Source organism: uncultured Mailhella sp. (assembly GCF_944324995.1).
Classification (GTDB): domain Bacteria; phylum Desulfobacterota; class Desulfovibrionia; order Desulfovibrionales; family Desulfovibrionaceae; genus Mailhella.
This window is the reverse complement of sequence record NZ_CALUYL010000009.1, coordinates 15,583-39,981: the sequence shown is the minus strand read 5'-3', so window position 1 is coordinate 39,981 and position 24,399 is coordinate 15,583. Positions and strand designations below refer to the sequence as shown.

At 53.7% G+C, this 24,399-nt stretch carries 19 protein-coding genes and 1 tRNA gene; 16 read left to right on the top strand and 4 right to left on the bottom strand.

Features of this window, described 5'->3' with window-relative positions:
* Nucleotides 1-14 precede the first annotated feature (14 nt).
* From Q0K02_RS05455 to Q0K02_RS05410, 10 genes are all read left to right on the top strand, one after another.
* Nucleotides 15-1,433, top strand: a complete 1,419-nt coding sequence (locus tag Q0K02_RS05455) for a mannose-1-phosphate guanylyltransferase/mannose-6-phosphate isomerase (RefSeq protein ID WP_294485777.1) — start codon at nt 15-17, stop codon at nt 1,431-1,433.
* The gene (locus Q0K02_RS05450) at nt 1,430-2,779 is read left to right on the top strand and encodes a phosphomannomutase (RefSeq protein ID WP_294485774.1); all 1,350 of its coding nucleotides are present in this window, start codon (nt 1,430-1,432) and stop codon (nt 2,777-2,779) included. Before Q0K02_RS05455 ends, Q0K02_RS05450 begins: the two co-directional genes overlap by 4 nt.
* Nucleotides 2,780-2,806: 27 nt before the next feature.
* Nucleotides 2,807-3,838: a GDP-mannose 4,6-dehydratase gene (gmd, locus tag Q0K02_RS05445; RefSeq protein ID WP_294485771.1), complete on the top strand. Its 1,032-nt coding sequence runs from the start codon at nt 2,807-2,809 to the stop codon at nt 3,836-3,838.
* Nucleotides 3,839-4,169: 331 nt separating this feature from the next.
* A complete protein-coding gene (locus tag Q0K02_RS05440) occupies nt 4,170-5,312 on the top strand; it encodes an MBOAT family O-acyltransferase (protein WP_294485769.1) in 1,143 nt (380 codons plus the stop codon).
* A 2-nt stretch (nt 5,313-5,314) separates the two neighbouring features.
* Nucleotides 5,315-6,793 (top strand): hypothetical protein, encoded by a 1,479-nt coding sequence (locus Q0K02_RS05435; protein WP_294485767.1) that lies wholly within the window; start codon nt 5,315-5,317, stop codon nt 6,791-6,793.
* A gap of 36 nt (nt 6,794-6,829) precedes the next feature.
* Nucleotides 6,830-9,412 (top strand): glycosyltransferase, encoded by a 2,583-nt coding sequence (locus tag Q0K02_RS05430; RefSeq protein ID WP_294485766.1) that lies wholly within the window; start codon nt 6,830-6,832, stop codon nt 9,410-9,412.
* Complete coding sequence (locus Q0K02_RS05425; protein ID WP_294485764.1) at nt 9,402-10,325, top strand: NAD-dependent epimerase/dehydratase family protein; 924 nt, start codon at nt 9,402-9,404, stop codon at nt 10,323-10,325. The genes Q0K02_RS05430 and Q0K02_RS05425 overlap by 11 nt, the downstream gene beginning before the upstream one ends.
* A 45-nt stretch (nt 10,326-10,370) precedes the next feature.
* Nucleotides 10,371-11,483 (top strand): DUF1796 family putative cysteine peptidase, encoded by a 1,113-nt coding sequence (locus Q0K02_RS05420; RefSeq protein WP_294485762.1) that lies wholly within the window; start codon nt 10,371-10,373, stop codon nt 11,481-11,483.
* A 129-nt stretch (nt 11,484-11,612) separates the two neighbouring features.
* The gene (locus Q0K02_RS05415) at nt 11,613-13,097 is read left to right on the top strand and encodes a glycosyltransferase family 1 protein (RefSeq protein ID WP_294485760.1); all 1,485 of its coding nucleotides are present in this window, start codon (nt 11,613-11,615) and stop codon (nt 13,095-13,097) included.
* 17 nt (nt 13,098-13,114) lie between these two features.
* Nucleotides 13,115-14,311 carry a hypothetical protein gene (locus Q0K02_RS05410; protein WP_294485758.1) on the top strand — a complete coding sequence of 399 codons (1,197 nt, stop codon included), beginning with the start codon at nt 13,115-13,117 and terminating at the stop codon, nt 14,309-14,311.
* A gap of 485 nt (nt 14,312-14,796) precedes the next feature.
* Here the strand turns inward: Q0K02_RS05410 and Q0K02_RS05405 are convergent, their stop codons facing one another.
* Together Q0K02_RS05405 and Q0K02_RS05400 are read right to left on the bottom strand one after the other, a co-directional pair.
* Entirely contained in the window at nt 14,797-15,831 is a 1,035-nt protein-coding gene (locus Q0K02_RS05405; RefSeq protein WP_294485756.1) for an ADP-ribosylglycohydrolase family protein, read from the bottom strand.
* 63 nt (nt 15,832-15,894) lie between these two features.
* Complete coding sequence (locus Q0K02_RS05400) at nt 15,895-16,584, bottom strand: hypothetical protein (RefSeq protein ID WP_294485753.1); 690 nt, start codon at nt 16,582-16,584, stop codon at nt 15,895-15,897.
* A 153-nt stretch (nt 16,585-16,737) separates the two neighbouring features.
* Here Q0K02_RS05400 and Q0K02_RS05395 point away from each other — a divergent pair, with 153 nt between their 5' ends.
* Nucleotides 16,738-18,003 carry a peptidase U32 family protein gene (locus tag Q0K02_RS05395; RefSeq protein ID WP_294485751.1) on the top strand — a complete coding sequence of 422 codons (1,266 nt, stop codon included), beginning with the start codon at nt 16,738-16,740 and terminating at the stop codon, nt 18,001-18,003.
* On the opposite strand, the gene Q0K02_RS05390 is transcribed toward Q0K02_RS05395, so the two are convergent.
* On the bottom strand, nt 18,000-18,812 hold the full coding sequence (locus tag Q0K02_RS05390; RefSeq protein WP_294485750.1) for an ADP-ribosylglycohydrolase family protein: 813 nt from the start codon (nt 18,810-18,812) through the stop codon (nt 18,000-18,002). The genes Q0K02_RS05395 and Q0K02_RS05390 overlap by 4 nt on opposite strands.
* Nucleotides 18,813-18,990: 178 nt before the next feature.
* Here Q0K02_RS05390 and Q0K02_RS05385 point away from each other — a divergent pair, with 178 nt between their 5' ends.
* On the top strand, nt 18,991-19,455 hold the full coding sequence (locus Q0K02_RS05385; protein ID WP_294485748.1) for a pyridoxamine 5'-phosphate oxidase family protein: 465 nt from the start codon (nt 18,991-18,993) through the stop codon (nt 19,453-19,455).
* A gap of 187 nt (nt 19,456-19,642) precedes the next feature.
* Here the strand turns inward: Q0K02_RS05385 and Q0K02_RS05380 are convergent, their stop codons facing one another.
* Entirely contained in the window at nt 19,643-20,182 is a 540-nt protein-coding gene (locus Q0K02_RS05380) for an NAD(P)H-dependent oxidoreductase (RefSeq protein WP_294485745.1), read from the bottom strand.
* 223 nt (nt 20,183-20,405) lie between these two features.
* On the opposite strand from Q0K02_RS05380, the gene Q0K02_RS05375 reads away from it, so the two are divergent.
* The 4 genes from Q0K02_RS05375 (at nt 20,406) to Q0K02_RS05360 (ending at nt 24,334) form a co-directional block, all read left to right on the top strand.
* Nucleotides 20,406-21,362: an NAD(P)-binding protein gene (locus tag Q0K02_RS05375; RefSeq protein ID WP_294485744.1), complete on the top strand. Its 957-nt coding sequence runs from the start codon at nt 20,406-20,408 to the stop codon at nt 21,360-21,362.
* A 151-nt stretch (nt 21,363-21,513) separates the two neighbouring features.
* A tRNA-Ala gene (locus tag Q0K02_RS05370) sits at nt 21,514-21,589 on the top strand.
* 812 nt (nt 21,590-22,401) lie between these two features.
* A complete protein-coding gene (locus Q0K02_RS05365) occupies nt 22,402-23,499 on the top strand; it encodes an iron-containing alcohol dehydrogenase family protein (protein WP_294485742.1) in 1,098 nt (365 codons plus the stop codon).
* Between the two features lie 139 nt (nt 23,500-23,638).
* Nucleotides 23,639-24,334: a FadR/GntR family transcriptional regulator gene (locus Q0K02_RS05360; RefSeq protein WP_294485740.1), complete on the top strand. Its 696-nt coding sequence runs from the start codon at nt 23,639-23,641 to the stop codon at nt 24,332-24,334.
* The last annotated feature ends 65 nt before the right edge of the window (nt 24,335-24,399 follow it).

The window sequence follows — 24,399 nt, the reverse complement described above, 5'->3', positions numbered from 1 at the left end:
ATAGCAGAAGAGTTATGAAAATTCAACCAGTCATTCTTTGCGGCGGTTCAGGCACGCGTCTTTGGCCCGCCTCCCGCACCAAGTATCCCAAGCAGTTCATGCTGCTCGGCAACGGCAGCAACCTTTTTAAAGAAACGCTCAACCGTACCAATGCCCTCACGGATACGGAAGACCCCATTGTGGTCAGCAACGACGCCTATCGCTTCTACGCCAGCGCCGCTATGCATGAAGAAGACAAGACCGGTTCCATCATTCTTGAACCGGTCAGCCGCAACACGGCGCCGGCCATAGCGCTGGCCGCCTTCGCGGCGCTGGAAAAACACGACAACCTTCTTCTGGTACTGCCTTCCGATCACCGCTTCGCACATCCGGAAAAATTCTGTGCGGCCGTGGAACAGGCCCGTCGGGCGGCAGAATCCGGCATGCTCGTCACCTTCGGTATAGAACCTTCATGCCCGGAAACCGGTTACGGCTACATCAAGCGGGGATCCGAAATCTCCGCGGGCGTGTTCGAGGTGAATCGCTTTCTCGAAAAGCCCTCGGAAGACAAGGCAAAGGCCATGATTGCCGAAGGCGGACACTACTGGAACTCCGGCATCTTCTTCTTCAAGGCCTCGACCTATCTGGAAGAACTCAAGCGGTTCGCGCCTTCCATCTGGCAGACGGTACGGGAAGCCTGGGGCCAGCGCCGCACCGATCTTTCCTTCATCCGTCCCGGCACGGCGTTCTGCCAGTCTCCGTCGGACTCCATCGACTACGCCGTCATGGAACACACGACAAAGGCAGCCGTGGTTCCGGTGGACTGCGGCTGGAGCGATCTCGGCTCCTGGGAGGCCTTTTATGAGGTTTCGCCCAAGGACGCCTACGGCAACGCCTGCGAGGGCGACGTCATCGTGGAAAATTCCAGCAACTGCTATCTGCGCAGCTCCGGCCGCCTCATCGCCGCTCTGGACGTGCACGATCTTGCCGTGGTGGAAACCCGCGACGCCATTCTCATCACCGATCGCCGCAAGTCCCAGGACGTGAAGCAGGTGGTGGAAAAGCTCAAGCTTGAAAAGCGTCCGGAATCCGACATTCACCTCAAGGTGTATCGCCCGTGGGGCAGCTATGAAACGCTGGTCCTTTCCGACAGGTTCCAGGTCAAGCGCATAGTGGTGGACCCGGGAGAAGAAAATTCCCTTCAGCTCCACTACCACAGGGCCGAACACTGGATCGTGGTGAGCGGCACGGCCGAAGTCACCATTGGCGACAACACCCGCCTGCTCACGGAAAACGAATCCGTCTACATTCCTCTCGGCATGAAGCACCGCATCAAGAATCCGGGCACCATCCCGCTCGTTTTCATTGAAGTGCAGTCCGGTTCCTATCTCGGGGAAGACGACATCGTAAGACTTCAGGACGACTACGGTCGTGCGGGGGAGACAAAGGCATGAATCTTTCCGGCTTCAAGGCCTACGATGTCCGGGGCAAATATCCTTCCACGCTGAATGAACAGCTGGCACGGCAGATAGGCTACGCCTATGCGCAGCAGTTCCGCCCGAAAACCGTGGTCATAGGACACGACGCCCGTCTTTCCGGACCGGCCCTCTACCATGCGCTGGCCGACGGTCTGCGCGCGGCCGGCACGGACGTGACCGGCATAGGCATGTGCGGCACCGAAGAAATCTATTACGCCTCCTTTGCCCAAAACTTCGACGGCGGCATCATGGTCACAGGCAGCCACAACCCGGCCGACGAAAACGGCTTCAAGATGGTGCGCGGCGGCGCCGTTCCCGTGAGCGGAGATTCCGGCCTCTTCGCCATACGCGACCGCATCGCCGAAGGCCTGGATGTTCCCGCACGGTTGAAAGGAAGCTTCACCGAAGCAAGCTTCCGCGACGAATACGTGGAACATCTTTTGAGCTATGTGCATCCAGAGTCGTTCAGGCACTTCCGCATCGTGGCCGATCCCGGCAACGGCTGCGCCGGCCTCATCATAAAAAAGCTGGCCGACCGTCTGCCTCTGGACATCGAGCTCATCCACGGCGAACCGGACGGCACGTTTCCCAACGGCGTGCCCAATCCCCTGCTGCCGGAGAATCGCGCGCTTACCTCCCGGGCCGTGTGCGAATGCCAAGCCGACTTCGGTCTGGCCTGGGACGGAGATTTCGACCGCTGCTTCTTCTACGATGCCGAAGGCCGTTTCATCGAAGGCTACTACATCGTGGGCATGATTGCCGAAGCGCTTCTGAAGAGACACCCCGGCGCCAAGATCATTCATGATCCGCGCCTCACCTGGAACACGCAGGACGTGGTGCGCAGGGCCGGCGGCCAGCCCATAGAATCCAAAACCGGCCATGCCTTCATCAAGGAAAGGATGCGCGCCGAAGACGCCCTGTACGGCGGAGAAATGAGCGCGCATCACTACTTCCGCAACTTCGCCTACTGCGACTCAGGCATGATCTCCTGGCTGCTCGTGACCCAGCTTTTAAGCGACTCTGGAAAAACGCTGGCCGAATGCGTGGACGACCGCATCAAGGCCTTTCCTTGCAGCGGAGAAATCAACTCCCGGGTGGACGACATATCCGCCGTGCTGAGGAGCGTGGAAGCCGACTATGCCGCCCTTCCCGGAGCGGAAGTCACCCGCGTGGACGGTCTTTCCGTGGCCTTCCCCGACTGGCGCTTCAACCTGCGCGGCTCGAACACCGAACCGGTGTTGCGCCTCAACGTGGAAAGTCGCGGCAACAAGGCCCTCATGGAAGAAAAAACGGAAGAACTGCTGAAAAAAATTCGGATATAGCCCTCATCAAACACAAAGGAATCATTCATGAAAACTGCTCTCATTACCGGAGTTACAGGACAGGACGGCTCCTATCTTGCCGAATTCCTTCTGGAAAAAGGCTACGATGTCCACGGCATCGTCCGCCGTTCCGCCACGGAAAAGCGTGAACGCATCGACCATCTTGAAGGGAACCCTCACTTCCATCTGCATTACGGCGATCTTTCCGACTCCATGAGTCTCGTGCGTATCGTCGGTCTGGTGAAGCCCGATGAGCTCTACAATCTTGCTGCACAGAGCCATGTGCAGGTAAGCTTCGAGGTCCCGGAGTACACGGCCGACGTCGTGGCCACCGGCGTCCTGCGCGTGCTGGAAGCCGTGCGTCTGTGCGGTCTGGAAAAGACCTGCCGCGTCTATCAGGCCTCCACGTCCGAACTGTACGGCAAGGTGGAAGAATGTCCGCAGAGCGAAACCACGCCCTTCCACCCCTACTCCCCCTATGCCGTGGCCAAGCAGTACGGATTCTGGATCACCAAGGAATACCGCGAAGCCTACGGCATGTACGCCTGCTCCGGCATTCTGTTCAATCATGAATCCGAGCGGCGCGGCGAAACCTTCGTTACCCGCAAGATTACGCTGGCCGCCGCGCGCATTGCTCAGGGCAAACAGGACAAGCTGTATCTCGGCAATCTTTCCGCCCTGCGCGACTGGGGCTACGCCAAGGACTATGTGGAATGCATGTGGCTCATCCTTCAGCAGGAAGAGCCGGAAGACTTCGTCATCGCCACCGGCGATCAGCATTCCGTGCGTGAATTCTGCACCCTGGCCTTCCACGAAGCCGGCATAGAACTGGAATTCCGCGGCGAAGGCGAGGCGGAACAGGGCATAGACAAGAAGACCGGCCGCGTGCTCGTGGAAGTTTCGCCCAAGTTCTACCGTCCGACGGACGTCGTGAACCTTTGGGGCAATCCCACCAAGGCCAAGACCAAGCTGGGCTGGAACCCCACCAAGACCTCCTTTGAGGAGCTGGTCAAGCTCATGGTCCGCCATGACATGGAACTGGTTAAAAACGAAAAGTAGCTGCCGTGCGGCGGAAACTCCGGCTTCCGCCGCATGATATAATTTATCATAAAAGGTTACCTATTTTATGGTTTTTTCATCCCCATTCTTTCTTTCAGTCTTTCTTCCTCTCTTACTTATCGTCTATTTTTTGTCTAAAATAGAATATAGAAATATAATATTACTATTTGCAAGTCTTATATTCTATTCATGGGGTGAACCAAAAGCCTGCCTGGTAATGTTGATGCTCATATTAATCAATTACTATGCAGCAATTTTTATAAACAGAACATCTTATGTTTCCAGAAAAAAAATCATTCTGTTTTTAGCGATTTTCATAAATATCGGAGTCTTGTTTATATACAAATATCTTGACTTCGCTCTTTCAAATATAAACATTCTGTGTAATCTGCTGTCGATTCCAGAAATACCTCTCCCAGGCATAGCTCTTCCCATAGGCATATCCTTTTATTGCTTTCAGGCTATGTCATATACGATAGATGTTTATCGCAAGGAAGTAGACGTACAAAAAAGTTTATTCAATCTTGCTCTTTATATTTCGCTTTTTCCTCAGCTGGTGGCTGGCCCCATTGTGCGCTACAGCACCATCTGCTCAGAACTGAATGATCGCAGTCTGAATGTAAACAATGTCTACGAAGGACTGGTCCGCTTTAGCATCGGCCTGGCAAAAAAAGTCTTCATCGCAGACAACATGGGCTTTATAGCCGACCATATATTCATCACTGAAGTCGGCACCATACCGCAGTTCTGGGCCTGGATGGGCTGCATAGCGTATTCACTGCAGATTTATTACGATTTTTCTGCATACTCCGATATGGCCATAGGCCTCGGACGCATATTCAATTTTCACTTTCTGGAAAACTTCAATTTTCCATACTGCTCTCTCTCCATCAAGGAATTCTGGAGACGGTGGCATATTTCTCTTTCTTCATGGCTGCGGGACTATCTTTATATTCCGCTCGGCGGCAACCGCATTTCGGCAGGCCGCACGCTGATCAATCAGTTCATAGTGTTCCTTGTCTGCGGCCTATGGCATGGTGCAGCCTGGAATTTCATCCTCTGGGGCGTCTGGCACGGATTCGGTCTTATTTCAGAACGTTTCACGGGCAAATTTATCAGTCGCCTGCCAAAGCTTTTCGCCAATGCCTATGTGCTGCTTTTCGTCATGATAGGCTGGGTGCTTTTCCGCGCCCCTGATCTCTCCTACGCGTTAGAATATTTAAAAATCATGTTTTTCGGAAACAGTTCATACAACATGTATTCCTTCATTCCGGCATGGGAATACTGCATAACGATAAGCAACGTTCTTTTCATGTGCCTGGGCATAGTATTTTCGTATCCCATAAAAATATTCTCCTTCTCCTATCTGCAAAATAAACTTCTTGGAATATTCATTTTAATGTTACTCTTTATAGGAAGTTATGTATTCTCAATGACGAGCAGTTTCAGTCCTTTCATTTATTTCAGGTTTTAGCCATGAATAAAATTAAAATATGTTTCATTGCATTCGTACTTGGCATTCTCCTCATTCCATGGTTCAACCTCAAGCAGGCTCCTCTGGTCGGCGTTGAAGCCAATGTAGCGAGGCCTGAATTTTCATGGAAGACCTTCAGCAACGGCACTTTTCAAAAACAAATGGAAAAGTGGTGGACAAGAGAATTTGGCTCAAGAAACACGATGCTTGTTGCCAAGAACACCATCTACGACTATTTGAATGCTGGAAAATTTCATTCAGGATACTTCGGAAGCATTCTTCAAGGCAAAGACAATGTTCTTTATCTTAAAGAATATATAACAAGCAAATATTCCCATTATAATGATGACAATATTAAAAATATTGCTGCATCAACTACATCCGTGCTTGCAGAATTACAAGCTTGTCTTGCCCACATGGGAAAAGAATTCCTGTTTGTCATGGCGCCAAGCAAAGCAGACATTCGGCCAGATACCATACCTCCCTTGTGGGAATTCAGGGCAGAACATGAAAAAATGCCTCCCAGTCTTTATCCAATATGGGAGCATGAATTGCAGGCAAGAAACATTCCCTATGTCAACGGATGCCGTGTGCTGGATAAGGATGAGTACCGTATGGAGGCATTCCCGGATACTGGAATACACTGGTCCATGTATGGAGCGGGCCTGGTGCTTGCACAAGGCATTGAAGCGTTGCAGAAGCATGGGGCAGACGTCCCTTCCATTGCCCTTACAGGGAAAAAGCAAACCAGCAATGCCTATGCTTCGGAGCGAGACATTGCTGATCTCCTGAATATCTGGCCTTCTTACAAAAAAGGTCGGCAGGAATGGACGCTTGCAGAATATGGCGTCATCCCTTCTTCTGAAAGCATACCTGCCATTTCCGTAGGCGACAGTTTTTCCCGACAGCTCTTCTTCAATGTCATTCAGTCCGGGTTCTCCACCGCAGACACTTCACAAAACTTTGAAAACCACTTGCCGAGCAAGGAAGAATGGTTTGAACTTCTTGAAAAGTCAAATCTTCTCATTCTTACCTACACATATCCACAGCTGCATTTTTTAAGAATACACGATGAAGCTTCAAAATTGCTGTCCTATACCAAGGACATCGTATTGAAAAACTGGCATCCTTATGAATCATGGGGAGATGCTCAGTGGTCTAAAAGCAAGTCGGAATTGGAATTTTTCAACTGGATGAATTCTGATTATATATTTTCTTTTGACCTCAAATGGAATTACCATTCCAAAAGACTCATTATATCGGTAAACGATCATGTACTGAATGACATAGATCTGTATTCAATACAGTATCCATCAAAGATATCTGTTAAAATTCCTAACGACATTTTAAATGACGGCATAAACAAGATAGTGTTCACGGTTGATGGCGCATCAAATCCTGCCGTTAATGAAGAGGTCTATGGAAACAACAGGACGCTTGGGGTGTACTGTTCAGGATTTTCCATTAAAAATAGTCAATAGACTTGCTAATGATATAAAAATACTCAGGAGTTTGATATGGCCATCTGGATGGATATGACAAACAGTCTGGTGAGCTGGAATCGAGGCATGATAGGCATCATCCGTGCAGAGCTTCTGCTGGCAAAATATATGCATGAACTGGACTCGAAACTGCGCTTTTCCGTGTGCACGGACAATGGCTTTCGCGAAGTTGCCGCAGAAGAACTGTCCTGGCTGTTCGAGGCCTCCAATGAAGGCAAGGCCTATGGAGATTACCAGGCCCGAAAAAAACGCATGGGCATTTCCGGCGCAGGTACAGAACCCGCACTTCCCTCTTGCCTGGAAAAGCTGGTGGAAAAGCTGGAACTGAGGCGTCATTCCCGCCGCTGGGCAAGATCCATTCACAAGCGTCTTGTCCGCTTCCATCTTGTGTCTGACGATACGACGCCTAAAAAGCTTCCTCATCCCTACGCACCGGGGGACGTCATTTTTTCCTGCGGCTGGTTCGGAAGCCGCAAGGAAGAATTTTTCAGCATCGTGAAAGACCAGGTTCCCGACATTAAAATAGGATATCTTGTCTATGATCTTGTCATGGTAAGAGAAGATATCCGTCATCTTTACTACCCTGCTGACGTTCCCTTTGAATATTATCTCAAATGGATCACCGACAACTGCGATTTTGTCATATATGGAGGCTCCACCGCTCAGAAAGATGCCGAAGCGTTCTTCAATCTTCGTGAATGGTTCACTCCCAAGGGAGGCTGGGTCAGATTCGGCAGCGAACTAAAAATATCCGCAACACATATTTCCATTGATCAGGTACTTTCAAAACGAAATATCCATAAACCTTACATCATTACGGTAGGCAGCATAGAAGCAAGAAAGAATTATCGCGTACTGTATCAGGCCTACTGTATTCTTGCTCTGGAAAAATATGAGCATATCCCCGATCTTGTCATCATCGGTCAGGAATTTTCCGACAGGGAGCTGATAGCACAGTTCAAAGAAAATCCGCTGACGAAAGACAAAGTCCACATTTTCAGTCCGTCTGACGAGGAACTGGAGGTGCTGTATCAGAACAGCGCCTTCACGGTGCTCCCTTCGCTTTATGAAGGCTGGAGTGTCGTGCTTCCGGAAATGCTGGCTCATGAAAAATTGTGCCTGTGCTCCGATGTGGCCCCCTTGCGTGAAGTCGGGCGCGATTATGCCGTATACCTTGATCCAAGGCATCCCAGGGCATGGGCGGATGCCATCAAACACTACTCTGAAAACCGCCAGGAAGTCGTCTCGTGGGAAACGAGGCTTCATAACGAATGGAAGCCCGTTACATGGAGGGAAAGCGCTCATGAAGTTTACGAAAAGCTCTGCACACTTCCCTTTTCGCATGACGACCTGAAGAGCAGCGCTGAAGATCATGACCGCAGGCCTTCCATATACTATGACATGACGCTGTTCTTCTATAAAGGAAGCCTTACCGGTATTCCCCGTGCCCAGCTTCTTTTGGGACGATACATAGCGAAGCTCAATAAAAACGTAAAATTTTTCAGTCTTCATGAAGGTACCTATCTTGAAGTTCCGAGGAAGTACCTCACCAAGACCCTGGCCGATGGTCCCATCGACATTGCAGTGAGGGAGGACAACCAGACCATACCGCTCAAGAATCTTCCCCGTCATAAAAACTTCCCGTTCCGCAAGGGAGATGTCGTCTTTTCTGCCGGTGTAGGCTATCCCACTAAAGCTTATGAAAATATCATATCCACGCATGAGCGCGTGGGATTCACCTTCATGCAGCTTATTTACGACTTCACCCCCATACTCATTCCCCATACGCACTCTCAGGAAAATTTAGACGTATATCCACAATTTCTTGCCAGAACCTACCAGCTTTCCGACTATATCATGTATGGCGGTGCGACCGCACAGCATGACGGCATGGAATATCAGCGTTCCGTCCTGAAGCAGGAACCCACGCCATCGTTTGTCATCAAGTTCGGCAGCGACATACAGTCGCATTCCACCACCCGCAAGGAAGAAGACGAAATTCTTAAAAACATCGGCATCAAGGGTGACTTCCTGCTGACCGTAGGCACCATTGAAGCCCGTAAAAATCATGAGCTGCTCTACGAAGCCTATCTTGAACTAATGCGCGGCACCGACGATGTCGATGCACTCCCGCAGCTTGTCATTTGCGGTCGCCCGGGCTGGAAGACGGAGGATTTTCGTCAGCGTCTGAGCGTGGACAGACGCATTTTCGGCAGGATCATCATGTTCTCTCCCTCGGATGAGGAGCTGGACGTTCTCTACAAGCGCTGCAAGTTCACCCTGCTGGCCAGCCAGTATGAAGGCTGGAGCCTCACTCTGCCCGAAAGCTTCAACTACGGCAAATTCTGCCTGGCGGCCGATGTCGCTCCCCTGCGCGAAGTCGGACAGGACATCATCGAGTATGCCAACCCGTATGATCCTGAGGAATGGGCCAGGAAGATACGTTATTACATGCTTCATCCCGAAGCTCTGGCTGAACGCGAGAAAAAAATCCCCAAGGAATGGGTCAATACCACATGGAAAGAAAGCGCGGCCTATCTCAACCATACGCTTGTCGACATATTGAACGCCAAAGGCGGTGCCGACCATGACGCATAAAATTCTTGTCACGGGTGCGGGCGGCTTCATCGGACGGCATGTGACCGAAATTCTCGGCAAGCTGGGATACTACGTCATGGCCATGACGCGCAAACAACATGCGGAATGGACCTCTCTGAAAAACGTGAACACGTGCAGCGTCAGTCTGCTCGACAAGGAAGGCCTGGAAAGCCTCATAATGAGCTTCAAGCCGGACATTGTCATTCATCTTGCCGCGATAGCTTCTCCTACCCATAACGATATCATGGAAATTTTCCAGACAAACGTGAAGGGGTCAGAAAATCTTCTGGAAGGCCTTCGCAAGCACTGCCCGGCAGGAACCCGCGTAGTTCTCACCAGCACGGCGGGAGTATACGGCAATGTGCCCCTCAAGAACATTCCTGAAACCACGCCGTACTCACCCATGAATTATTATGGACTGAGCAAGGTGACCATGGAGCTGCTGGCCAAGCGCTATGTCGAGTTTGACATACGGATACTCCGCCCTTTCAATATCATTGGCGTGGGACAGAAAGAAAATTTTCTTATCCCCAAACTGGTTCGCGCCTTTGCGTCGCGTCAGCCGATACTGAAAGTCGGAAATCTTGAGACCGTCCGAGACTACACGGACGTTCTTTTCGGCAGCCAGGTGTTTGTGCAGATGGCCTTGAGAGACGACTGCTCCGACAAGATCCTCAATCTCTGTTCTGGGCACGGAACGGCGGGAGTGCAGATCGTTGAATACCTCCGTCAGATAACGGGCTACTCCCCTGAAATAGTGGTGGACAAATCCTTCATCCGACGTGGAGAAATCATGCGCCTGGTCGGAGACAGCAGCCGTCTGAAGACCTTCATGACCAACGGAACAAATCCTCTGGAAGTAAAAGAGATTCTCGCGCAAATGGTGACGGATTTTGAACGGCAGACGGCATAATGCCGGACCTGTGAAACCTGTCGTAAGCTCAGTAGGGGGAACCTTATGGCTATTATTGTAGAAAATGAAAGATTTTTTACAGATGCACCGTATGACTTCATCTTTTCCTTGGGAGAAACCTGCTCAACCTCCAGTACACTGAGAAGATGCGGACTCCAGACGTATTCCATGCCTTTTGACTGGTCTGGTGCTTATGATCACAGCATTGCCGGAATATGCGGTTTACTGGGAAAGCTCCGTATGATAAAAAATAAGTTTGAAGGAGCATTTGAACTTGAAGATTTATACGAAGAAAGTTTACCGATCAAAAGTCCGCATAGATTTATAAAAAATAAAAAAACAGGCCTTCAATATTGGCATGATTTTCCATGGACTCATTCCATAGAAAAAGAATTTCCTGCATATAAAGAAAAATACATGAGAAGAATAAAAAGATTTTATCAAAAGATGGAATCTTCAAAGCGTATATGTATTGTATTTCTTGCAGTATGGTATGGAAGACTGCCACCTCATGTTCTTAAACTTGGATATGATGAAATACATAATATGTATCCTGACAAAGAAATAGATTTTTTTATACTTCAAAAAATTGATGAAATGCCTGTTTACCATACAAAATATATAAAATTTTCAGATCATATATTATTTGGATTTTTTAAAAATGCAGAAAATATAGATAATAATAATACTCCTGAAAGTTTATCTTTCATGGGAAAACAGATTTCCTGTTTTCTTCGCCGTCAATACATAGATTTTATCAATGAAGACGACGTTTTTTATAGTGGTTTTTTCCATGAAGAAAAAGGAATATGGTCAGATGATTACTCAGCCATGATGGTTATTCATAAAAAAGACTGGCTGAAGGGGGCTCTGACTTGCAATTTTGACATTGTTCCTTTCGTGAATGAAATTCATCAGGAGCTGAAGACAGATGTATACTGTAATAGTATACCTGTTGCAAACTGGTATTTCAAAAACGGAGAAACGATTGATACAAAAATCGTTCTTGATGAAAAATTTTCACAAAATAACGATCTTTTCTTCACGTTTTATTTCAATGCACCGGCCTCTCCGCGAGAATGTGGCACGGGTAATGAGCACAGAAAGCTCGGAATCCTGCTGAAAAGCATTTCCCTGACAGAAAACAGCTTCCAGTAGAAAAACGCCTTTCTGACATATTCAGGATCATGTACTGTTGCCGGAAGTTCCCATGCCCGAGGCATGGACCGCAAGCAGAAGTCTGCCGAATTGGCGGCATGTTGCCAACCTTCAGCACACAGCAGCACTATGGACAAGAACCTCTTTTTCCGCAATTTCGCCTACCATCATCTGCAAAGGCTTCCTTTTGGCGGCATCGTCCGCGGCGACGCATGGCGTGAAGCCGCTGAAGAAGCCGAACAGGCATTCATACGCCGTCTTTTCATCTGCGGAATACCGATTCTAACGGTACGCGAGCTGAACGACCTTGTCAGCATCGAACTCGGGAAAGGCCTGCCTCTGCTTGCCGTAAAACGAAGCAGCAGCAAGGTGTGCGGCTACATAGGCTTTCTGGAGATATTCAAGCTGCGCTACAAGGGCGTGTTCCCCATGCCTCACGGAGGCATGAACATCACCCCCGTATTGCGCAAAACACAAAAAATCTTTTTTGATGTCGGCAGAGTTCGGGAAGACCTCACGAAAAGCGGAATCACGCGGACGACGTTTTCTTTGTTCTCGGCTCTGAAGCAAATGATGCCCCAGGGCTGGGAAATCTGTCCTGTTTATTCCAAGCAGAGCTCTTTCGGTTACTACTATGCGAACGGCTTTTCCGACAGAAGCGATTCCATAAAGCAAAATCTGATCGGCGACAGCCCTATTGAAATTGCTTCCGGCGATATCTTTCTTTCCGTCATCACAGACTTCGAAGCCACGGTAGTGCAGAAAAATGCTCTGATGGCCATGAAGCATGCGGGAGTAAGACTTTTTACCATTATTTACGATCTCATTCCTCTGACCCATGGCCGGTACTGCCCGCAGAATATTGTCGACGCCTATCAAAAATGGATTCATGTCATCTCGGAATTTGACGGAGTGATTGCCGATTCCAGAAGCGTCGCGGAGGAGTACCGTCTGTGGAGGCAGAAGCACTTGCCCCAAAACGACGACTTTTCCATTTCCTGGTTCCATCTCGGTTCGGAGGTGGAAAAAGTGGCGGGCAGCACGGGCATCCCCGAAGATGCCGGACAGGTGTTTTCCGCCATGGCGTCAAGGCCGTCCCTTCTTGAAGTAAGCACCGTGGAACCCCGCAAGGGATACGGACAGGCTCTTGCCGCCTTTGAAAGGCTGTGGGCAAAGGGCGTGGACGTCAACTTTGTCATTGTGGGACGAAAAGGCTGGAAAATCGACGAGCTGGCCAAAAAAATCGACGAGCATCCCGAAAACGGCAAAAGACTGTTCTGGCTCAAGGGCATCAGCGACGAGTATCTGAACAAGGTGTATGAGGCAGCCTCCTGCGTTCTCTTCCCCTCCGAAGCGGAAGGGTTCGGTCTGGCGGTGGTGGAAGGTGCAAGGCACGGAAAGCCCCTTATACTCCGTGATCTACCGGTGTTCCGGGAAATTGCCGGAGAAAACGCCACGTATTTTCAGGGGATTGAACCTCAGGAGCTAGCCAACTGTATCGAGCAGTGGCTGAAAAATAAAGAAAATGGTTGTGTAATTCCCTCGACAGGCATCAATCCACTTACTTGGGAAGACAGTGCAAATATGCTGCTTTCTCGCTTGCCGTTAGGCTAAAAGAACGGAAATATTCCATGGCTACAGTGATCCCTTTTTTTGATAAAGCAAACCATCAAGTAGAGAAACTGCGGGCGAACTTTCCTTCACAGCCCCGCCGTGCAGCAATGAAACTGGCTCTTTGGTCAGCAGGAAAAGCTCTTTCTGGAAAAATAATAGGAGAGTTTTCCTCTGTGCGCACACGGCACGATGACAATGTTTTGCACCTTGCCTTTCTTTTGCGTGGGGGCATAGGCGACATCATTCTCAATCTCGCATGGGTAGATGCTCTGGTCTCCCTTGCTGGCTGTCCCTGTTATGTGGATATATACACCAACACGCCGGAAGCCTGCATGAAGGCACTGTTCTGCCCTTACCCCTATGTAACTCATCTGCATTCCTTGAAAACACATATACCTTTTTCCTCTTTCGATGCAGTATTCGACATCATGCAGCTTCCTCAGGTAAAAGCCTGCTGTAAAGAGCGGCTGACAAGCCTCTCCCTTGCGTTGGGGAATTACGTACAGCGTTTGCTCAACTTCCAGACCTCTCATGCATCGTTTTATCTTGACGAAAATCAGGCTATGGGCATTCATTATGCCGATGTTATGGGCACGTTTCGCCGCGGTCAGGCCGATTTCGACGGTTCCCTCGGTCTGAAAGACAGCACTTTCACCCTGCGTTCCCGCCTCGAATTTGAGGACGTGGCTAGGCGTTTTTCTCTTCGTCCGGGCTACATCACCCTACAACGTGAAGCCGGAGCCTGCGCGCATTCGCTGAAGCTCTGGAGCGCGGCCAAGTATACGTCGCTGCTGGAGAGGCTGTGCCGCGAATATCCGTCCGCGCAGTTCGTCGTGCTGGGCATGGAAAAAAACTTTGACGCGCCGAACTCAAAACAGGTGATCGATCTGCGCGGCCGCACCAATTTTGACGAATTTATGACTCTGGTGCGTCATGCCCGGCTGCACATCGGCTGCGAAGGCGTGGTTCCTCACCTCAGACACTACCTGCGAGGCGGTCCTTCCCTTGTTCTGTATGGCCCTTCCTGCGCACGAATGCTTTCCTACCCGGAAAACATTGCGCTCTCTGGTTCCGAATGCCCCAACGGCTGTGAAGGTATAATACCATCTTGGCAAAAGATATGTTTAAAAGGATACATGTGCTGTAATTCTTTGGAGGAAATAACTGTAGACCAAGTTATACAGCAGATTAAAAATATTTTAAATAAAATATAATTATCAATAATATATTGTAATTTATAACTTGTATATATTCGTAATATATTTATTTACTAGTATATTAATAAATATTTATTTAACTTATTATGTATATATCATAATATTATCATATTATATAAACTTTACAATTTTATATATAATAATTGTCAATATTATGGCAATATCACAATAATATACACATAATTTATATCATACATAAGTATATAATTTAATTTTATTTATGATTAAAAATATGTTGTATTATTTTACTATCTTTTTTACAGCCATGTATATAAATTACTTTTAATTCATAATTAGAAAGACAATATGGTCTTACACGGTCATTTCGTATGTATCAGATGTTGTTTTATAGCCATAAAAATACCTTTTCGATATGGACGGAAACCTGAACAACTCCGTCTTATCGAAAAGGTATTTTTAGGTATAACCTTCAAAAGGCGGAACCGCAGGTCCCGCCTTTTTTCACGCTTTCATGCAGCGCGTCATCCCAGAAGTTTTTCCGCCAGAGGCATGAAGTCCAGCGGCCAGAACATTTCCGGTCTGGGCTGAGGAACGTCGGCGCGATCAGCCGTCGGACGACAGGCCAGCACGGCGTCCGCCCACTGCTGCGGGAAGGAATCAATGTCCAGAGCCGCGCCGAGCAGCGCTCCGGCCACCGCGCCGTTGGCTGCGGCGTCTCCGCCCTTCATCACGGTGTCACGCACGCCCTGCCCGGCGTCGGGAGCGTGGAGAAGCTGCCAGAAGCCGTTCTGCAGCGTGGTCAGCACGTGACTCATGTCGTTCTGATACTCGACAGGGCGCTCAAACGCCGCGCGTTCCAGGCAATCCAGTACGCGGGAAAGCTCGGCCTGCGGCATGTCGTCGTTCCAGCGGGAAAGCGCCGCCGTCGCCGTCAACGCCGCGCGATGCATGTCTTTCGGAGAGCCGCTCCGCACGCCGTAGGCCAGCGCCGTCACGTATGCGACGTTCGCCGCCCGGCACAAAGGATGAGGACAGGTCAGCGCCGCTTCCTCCATGGCCCAGCGGGCAAGCGTTCTCATGCCGTCGTTCCCGGTCAGCCCGGCCATGTCGGGTTCTCCGCCGTCGTCGCAGGGAAGAGACGTTTCAGGAATGAACCTCGCGCCGAACACGCCCAGAGGACTGACGCGCATGAGCGCGCAGTTGGCCTCGCTTCGGGCATCCGGCTTGCCGTGAAGCGCGCGGAACACCGAATGCGCAAAATCCACGGGATGACTGCCGAGCCAGAATTTATAGGCCGCAAAAATCCGCCCGGCGTTGAACGTACCCTCCGCGGCAAGCGTGCGGGCCAGCGCCAGCGCCATCTCCGAGTCGTCCGTAGGCTGTCCGGGCAGCGTGCGGTACAGGGCGCTGCCTTCCAGATCGTCCATCCCGGCGGGATACATGGCCCTGACCTTTTCCTCGTCCTTGAATTCCACCTGACTGCCCAGAGAATCTCCGGCAATCTGCCCGAGCAGACATCCCCACGCGCGGCGCACAACGTCAGCGCTTCTTTCCATAGCTTTTCCTCGCACTCTGCGGACGGCCGCCGCTTCAACCTGGCAACCGCGCTCCGCCTCTCGTTATTCGGCCTGATTGTCGACGGCTTCTTCCTGCTGATCCTCGTCCATCTCTTCGAGCTGCTGATCGTTCAGCTGCTGATCGTCTCCGCCGTCGTTCTGCTGATTTTCCATCTGTCCCGCCTGATCGCTGAGCGCGGGATATTCCGGGCTCTCCAGATACAGCGTGCAGTAGGTCGCCTGAACGCCTTTTTCCGTCTCGGAACCGGCCAGAAACACATACACCGCTCCGGGTCTGTCTCCCTTCTTTTCTTCGTCGGCAAAATTCCATTCCAGCACTTCCAGACCGCCTTCATCCGCAAGATATCCGCGCAGATCGTCTCCGGCATCCTCCACGTCATCCAGACTGAGCGAAGGCTCGCCGTAGCGGCGTTCCAGTTCCTGCTTCAGATTCTCAAGCACATTCAGCGTGGAAGCGCCGTCCACACTGGCGTCGTCGGGCGACGAAGCCATGATGCGGATGATCCTGCCCTGATACGTGTCCACGGCATAGGTGTCGAACCTGGAATCCGGGGACGGAGGCGTGATCTCGTACATCCTGAGCTGCCAGCGCTCGGAAACGGGCTGACTGCCGTGCGCATACTGCGCCACGTCGGCGCCGAGCTCTATGCCGAAGGCTCCCGCAGCCAGCGCCCGGGCCGCGCCGGAAAAAACAAACAGCGCCAAAAACAGAACCGTTCGAATATCTTTCATGAAAATCTCCTGTGCCGACCATGCGACACCGGCCATAAGTAAGCACAGGCACAACTTTTGTCCAGCGCGCGGCGCTTGTCTTTCCCCGCAAGGGAGGCTAACTATCGGCAAGCGGCTCTTCCGCGTTTGTTCACTTCTTACCTTGTTACCGCCATGACTCATTCCCTCCCGGAACTTCTCGCCCCGGCCGGAGGACGCGAACAGCTTGAAGCCGCCGTTCTCTACGGCGCCGACGCCGTCTATCTCGGCGGCAGCGCCCTTTCCCTGCGGGCAAAATGCCGCGGCTTCGACGGCCCGGAACTTGCCGACGCCATCGCCTTCGCCCATCGCGCCGGTGTGCGCGTCTATTACTGCCTGAACGCCCTGCCCTTCGACGAGCATCTGCCCGCCGTGGAAGAACAACTCGAACGGCTGCCGGATCTCGGCGCGGACGGCCTCATTGCCGCCGATCCCGGCGTCATCCGTCTCGCCGGACGCCTCTGCCCCTCCGTCGAACTGCACCTCTCCACCCAGGCGCATTCCGTCAACGCCGCCGCCGTGGAATTCTGGAAGGAAGTCGGTGTCCGACGCATCAATCTCGCCCGCGAACTCGGCAAGGACGCCATGACGTCCCTCATACGCCGCTTCCCCGACATGGACTTTGAAGTGTTCGTCCACGGAGCCATGTGCCTTTCGCTTTCCGGGCACTGCCTCATTTCGGCATGGGTCAATAATCGTCCTGCCAATCTCGGCCTCTGCACCCAGCCCTGCCGCTTCGACTACCGCGGCATACGGCTCACCGTGGAAGAAGCCGTGCGCCGCGACGGGCCGTTTCTCGACGTCACGCAGGAGGATAACTTCAGCGCCGTCTGGGCGCCCATGGATCTTTGCCTCATTCGCTGGATGCGCGACATCGTCCGCATGGGGCCCTCCGCGCTCAAGCTGGAAGGCAGAACCAAAAGCGGCGGATACGTGGCGCAGGTGACCGACGCGTATCGCACGGCCCTGAATCTCGCCTCATCCGAACAGAAAGCAATCTCTGACGACGATTTTGTGACGGAACTCTTTCACACGGCCTCGCGCCCGCTCTGCTCGGGCTTCTTTCTCCCGGAACGCCGGGTGGAACAGCCGCCCCGCAATTTCACGGCGCATCCCGTCGTCGCCCGCGTTCTGGAGCTCGCCGGAAACGACGGATGGCGCATTCAGGTGCGCTCCCCCTGGAACGCCGACAGCGACGCCGAACTGCTGCTGCCCGGCATGAAGCGTCCCGTGCTTCGGGCAGGCTCCTACGCGCTGGAAAATCATCGCGGCGAAAAAACGGACAGGCTCAATCCCGGCATGGAAGGCGTCGTGCATCTCGACGCTCCCGATCTTCGCCCGGGCATGTACCTGCGGCTCCGCCCCGAGAGCGCTCCCCGCATGCCGGAAGCCGAAGCCTAAACGCTCGGCGCTGCCGGAAACGACACGGGAAAACGCCGCTCGAAGCGCTCCAGCACGTCCACAAGAGGCGCGTCCAGATACGAGAGCGCCTGCGCCCGAAGGTCGGCAGGCACGCCGAACCTCGCTTCCGCCATGCTGCCCGCCATGGCGGCGATGGTATCGCTGTCTCCGCCGAGGGAAACGGCGTTGCGCACCGCGTCCTCCACGCTGTCCGCTTCCAGAAACGCCTCAATGGCCTGCGGCACGGATCCCTGACAGCTGACGTCGAATCCATAGTCATCCCGAATCTCGTCCAGAGTGAAATCGAGCCTGTACCAGGATTCCTCCACTATTTTGCGAATGGCCCCGGAACTTTCACCCTTTCCGGCATACCAGATGACCGCCGTCACGGCCTCGGCTCCGCGCAGGCCCTCCGGATGATCGTGCGTCACGCGGGTAACCCGATCGGCCATGTCCAGCGCGTCCTCCAGCGAAACGGCCGCCCACGCGCACGGGCTCACCCGCATGCCCGAGCCGTTGCCGAAGCTCCCGTAGGGCTGCGGATGCTCGCTCATGAGCCAGCGGGAAAAGCGGCCGCCGTAACAGCCGCGCGCCCAGCGTCTGCCGAAGGCCTGCATGGACTCCACGGCATGACGCGAAAGACTTTCCCTGTCTCCGTCACTTTTCAGCAAGGCGTCGGCCACGGCCAGCGTCATCACGCTGTCGTCCGTCACGCGGCATTCCGGCGTCAGAAGCTGAAAATTCTTGCTCTTGCAGTTGCGCCATTCAAAACGGGATCCCGCAATATCGCCGATAATCGCTCCGATCATGCTCTCATGCTCCTTGTTTCCGGCAAAAACGCCCCTCTCAGACAAAAACGAAGACGCCGCCGACAAGTCCGCGGCCGCGCCGACTCTCCGACCTTCGCAGTATCCGTCAGACGCAAACGATTGACAAGGCGCACGCCTTCTTTCAGACTCCATCCACAACCTATTTCAGGAGAACGCCATGCGACGCCACGATAGAGAATGCTGCGAACAGAGCTTTTTCACCGATCTGCTTGATCGGGCCGACGTCATGACTCTGGCCTTTCACGCCGGAGAATTTCCGTACGTCATTCCGGTCAACTTTGTGTACAGGAACAGCGCCGTCTATGTTCACTGCGCCACGGAAGGCCGCAAGCTGGACTGCCTCATGAAGAACCCCGGCACGGGCTTTTCCGTGCATGAAGTTCTCGGCATCGACAGGGAACAGGCAACGACCCGGTATCTGAGCCTTTACGGCGAAGGCCGCGCCTCCCTTGTTGTAGACGACGAGGAAAAACAGGCCGCTCTGGCTGCGCTGGCAAAAAAATACCGGAGCCGCTGCACGCTGCCCGTTCCCGCGGACATGCTGTCGCGCACCGCCGTGATCAAAATCAGCATCGTTTCCATGAACGGCAAGAAAAATCTTCCCACGAAACGCGACGACTGAGCGCATCTGGCAAGAATTTTTGCCAAACGAACGTCGATGCTTCGCGCGTCCGACTGGCAGGAATCGTCATGAACACAACGTGTTGCCACAGGCAGGCGTTTCCGGCAGACCGCGGCGTCCTACGCGGTTCAAGACAAAGAAACGCCGCCTGTATCTTTCTTGCACCGCAGCGGCCGTGCCGCGCGTTTTACGCCTGGCCGCACAGCGCCCGCATGAGCTCGGTCACCTTGGCGCGCAGCGCCCGACCGGCTTCCGTGTCGGCCACGGAGCCGTCCTGCGCAAAGGCGTCGGAATAGGCGTTGGAAAAAATTTCCGGCTTGTTCAGCACGCGCAGATCAAGATACACGCACGTCTGACGCAGATGATACTGCGCCCGGGACGTGCCCATGCCGCCGCCGGCCCCCATCAGGGCCACCTTTTTTCCGGCCATGATGTTTCCCTTCTCCCGGGAAGCCCAGTCCAGCGCGTTCTTCAGCGCCGGGGCCACGGAATAGTTGTACTCCGGCACGGCCAGCACAAAGCCGTCCGCATTCTTCACCTGATCGATGAACGTATTGACCGCCGCCGTCTTTTCCCTGTCTTCCGCATAGAAGGGCAGCTCCGAAATATCGGCGATCTCCAGCGTTGCGCCTTCCGGCATGACCTGCGCCGCGCAGCGCAGCAGCCCCATGTTGCGGGAAGACGCCCGGAGGCTTCCACAGATACCGAGAAATCTTTTTTCAGACATATATTCCTCCTGAAAGGTTCTGCTTCCATATAGCTCCGAAAAAAACGGAAAAGCAATGATCTCTGCCGAGCGCCGACCTGCTCCGGCATCCCTGCCCGGCGCAGCGGCGTCTTGACGGAAACAGGATTATGGCTCTATGTGCAAACCATGCTGCGCCATGCGCGCCCGGCCACAAGACGCGCGTCCGAGGCCGCGCCACCTGAACTCAGAGGAATTCGCCTTCATGAACGCTCCCGAACCGCACGACTCTTTTTTCTCCGACGCCTGTGAACAACAACGCCCGGAACCGATGCCGCCCTGCCTGCGCGGCTCCCTTCTCGGCATCAACTACGGCATGCCTGCCCGTCTCATGGCGGTCGGGCAAGAACGGGAAGCCGCTCTGGCCCTGCGGAGAGAAACGCCGTTCGGAGGCATCCTCGCCGCGCTCGGCGATCCCGGAGCCCAGGCGGGCTGTCCCAAGGGAAACGACCATCCGTTCATCGCCCGCATGCTGAAGCATCTCTTGGATCAATACGGCGATCTGCTGTTCCGGCCCCTCGCCCTGCCCTTGTCCGGAAAGCGCGCCGTCGTCATCGGCTCCGGCCCCGCCGGTCTTCAGGCCGCCTGGACGCTGCGCGAACAGGGATGCGCCGTCGTGGTGCTCGAAGCCGCGTCTTCGGCCGGCGTTACGCTGCTCCGCGCGCCCGTGCAGGAATCAAGCTCGGCTCCGGCCGCGCCTTCTCCCGCGGTTCCCGCAGACATCGTGGAGCGCACCCTGACCATGCTCTCCCGCTCGGGCATCGAATTTCGCTGCGCCTCCCCTGTGGGACAGGCCGAACTCAACAGGCTCCGCAACAGCTTCGACCTTGTTTTCTGCGCCTGCGGCAAGGGAGCCGTGCTGCCTGCTGACGCCGAAGGCCGCGTTGAAGGAAATCTTTTTGCCGCAGGAACCTGCGTGAAAAACCAGAAAGGCATGGGCGCGCTGCAATCCATGGCGGCAGCCAGAAAGGCCGCTCTGGCCGCAGGGGCCGTGCTCAAAGAAAGTGCAGCGCCTTCCGATCGGCCCCAGGGAACGACGGAGCCCTTCGTCGAGGAATCCATGGAAAACGCCTCCGCACAGGGGCTCCGGTCCGGGGAAGAGGCAGAGTCTGCTCTCCGGCGCGAGGCGCAGCAATGCCTCTCCTGCCTTCAAACCGCATGACGCCCCGCCCCGTGGCGTCCGTCGGTTTCCCCGCAAAGAACGTTCGGTTTGTACGCCGCGCCTTTGTCTTTTTACGCAAAGTTTCAATTAATGCTTGACAATCCCGGCCGGCTTTTCTAGAGTCTGTCCCGTTGGCGCGAGGCCAGCATGTGGGGATGTAGCTCAGCTGGGAGAGCATTGCCTTCGCAAGGCAGGGGTCGAGAGTTCAAATCTCTTCATCTCCACCACCATGACGATCAGCGGTCGGACATTGTCCGGCCGCTTTTTTTTCGCCTTTTTGTGCAGCCCTCGCCCTCCCTGCCCTTTGGGGAATCATTGCCCCGCGGCGTGTCGATGAACTCCGTCCGGTCGTCGTCAGAGCTTCATCAGAAAAAAACATGCCTCCTTTCTGAACGCGCCAAAATGCCAGCGAAGCGCCGGAACGCATGCCCGGCAGCCCCTGCGCTTCGCCTCTTCGTCCGCCCTTCTCTTGCCGACGCCTGCCCCGCACGCGCTCAGGCATGGCCGGAGCCATCCGATCCCGCAGCGGCATCCCTCCGCCCATGCCGAAAGTCCGGGCAATACGCCTTTCCCGCCCCTGCCCTCTCCGGCGCGCGTCTTTCCACCGTCATGCACCGACCAACGGCCATTTTTCCCGCATCTCCCCGACTTATCCCCCGTCATTCTGCGGCATCCGCACTGCATCGAGGCTTCCAGAGACTCCCCCTTCGGTACATTTCCGATTCATCGCACCCTCTCTGAAAACAAACTTCCCCTTCACCGAACAGACGTCTCAAAAAAATTTTTCGCCGGACATCCCGACAAAAACAAGCTCGCAGACCGCTGACGTCTTTCCTCAAAAAGCCCTGTCGCACAAGCGATGTCAGACGTTTCAGAAAAACGTCCGACATCAAAAGCAACACGGAACATGAAAGAATATCCCCGGGTTAAAAAATGAAAACAGACAACAAATGTTGACATCAGACATCAGAGCGGTTACATCAGAACCGTTCCGGGAACGCCGTTCCCCGGAACGAAAATGAAAACACAGGAGAAGGTCATGTCTCATTACAATATGTTTCTTCCGAACTACTCCATCGGTTCCGACTGCTACAACGAAATAGCTCACGTCACCCGCCATTACGGCAACACCGCCGTGGTCATCGGCGGCAAAACGGCCATGTCCAAGGCCCATGACGCCCTGCTGAAGGCCGTGGAAGGAACCCATGTGACCATTACCGACTTTGTCTGGTTCGGCGGCGACTCCACCTACGAGAACGGCAAAATGCTCATGGAAACCGAATCCGTCAAAAACGCCGACATGATCTTTGCCGTCGGCGGCGGCCGCGCCTGCGATACCGGCAAGTACGTGGCCAACGAACTCGACAAGCCGCTCTTCTGCTTCCCCACCGTGGCAAGCAACTGCGCCTCCGTCACGTCCATCTGCGTGATCTACAATCCCGACGGCAGTTTCCGCGAATACTACTATCCCAAGATGGCGAATCACACCTTCATCAATTCCGACATCATCGCCGATTCGCCTTATCAGCTTCTCTGGGCCGGCATCGGCGACGCGCTTTCCAAGGAATGCGAAGCCGTGTTCTCCAGCAAGGGCGTGGAACTGAGCCATACGCCGCTCATGGGCGTGCAGCTCTCCCATGTCTGCACGAGCCCGCTGCTCCGCTTCGGAGCCAAGGCCCTCGAAGCCTGCCGCAACAAGAAGCCTTCCCACGAACTGGAACAGGTAACGCTGGACATCATCATTTCCACGGGTATAGTTTCCAACATGACCACGCATACGCCCGAGTACTATTACAACTCTTCTCTGGCGCATTGCGTCTATTACGGCGCCACCGTAACGAAGAACGGACACAAGCACCTGCACGGCGAAATCGTCGCGCTCGGCGTTCTGTGCCTGCTCACCTTTGACAAGAAGTATGAAGAGCGCGACGCCATCATGGCCTTCAACGCCAGCATGGGCTTCCCGGTGTGCTTCGACGACGTGGAAATCGACGAAAGCGAATTTGAAGCCATGGGCGAAAAGGTGGTGACTTCCACCGAATGGGCCTATCGTCCGAAGGGCGTGACGCTGGAAGCCTTCATCGAAAGCATGAGGGAACAGAACCGCTGCGGTCGGGAGTACAAGAAGAATCACTGATACCCCGGCAGCCGATCTGCCTGTCCCTCATAAACACGCGCCCTGCGGCGCAGGCGAAAAACGACCGGAGACGGCATGATGCCGTCCGTCCGGCCGTTTTCGCAAAGACCGAGCGGAAACGCTCTTGCCGGAGCTTATCTTGAAAAAAACAGAACGACTGTCCGACAGAGTGGCCGAAAGCATTCTGTCCATGATTACCGTGGACAGAACCCTCAAGCCGGGCGACAAGCTGCCCAATGAACTGGAACTCGCCAGCCAACTCGGCGTGAGCCGCATCACTCTGCGGGAGGGCATACGCATGCTCGCCGCCCGCAACGTTCTGGAAATACGACGAGGCCGAGGCACCTACGTGCGCGAAGACTTCAAGGAACGCTCGTTCCGCGAACTGCACGACGTTCCGGCCGCCGAAGGCAGCGCCGAATCCGTGTACGAAATGCGCATGATCTTTGAACCCGAGGTCGCCTACTACGCCACGCTCCGCGCCACGGAAAGCGAAATGATGCACATCTGCGAGCTCGCCAAGCGCATCGCCTCCGGCGATCCGGAGGATCCGCGCCTTCTGGAAGACGAAAAAACCTTCCATCGCGCCATCGCCCGGGCCACGCACAACGAATTCATGAACCGGCTCATGCCCGTGCTTCAGGAAGCCTTCGAGCAGGCCATGGATCTTGCTCCTCGCCATCCCGAAGCCCTGCACCGCAGCCGCTACGATCATCAGCTCATTCTCGACTTCATGGTCAGCAGGAACGCCGAAGGCGCGCGCAGCGCCATGAAGATACACATTCTGCACATCATGGACGCCCTGAACCTGACGCCGACGCGACTCGGCGAATAATAAAAAATCCCCGCTTCGACGCATGTGACGAAGCGGGGATTTTTTATGCGCGCTGCCTTCCGGCA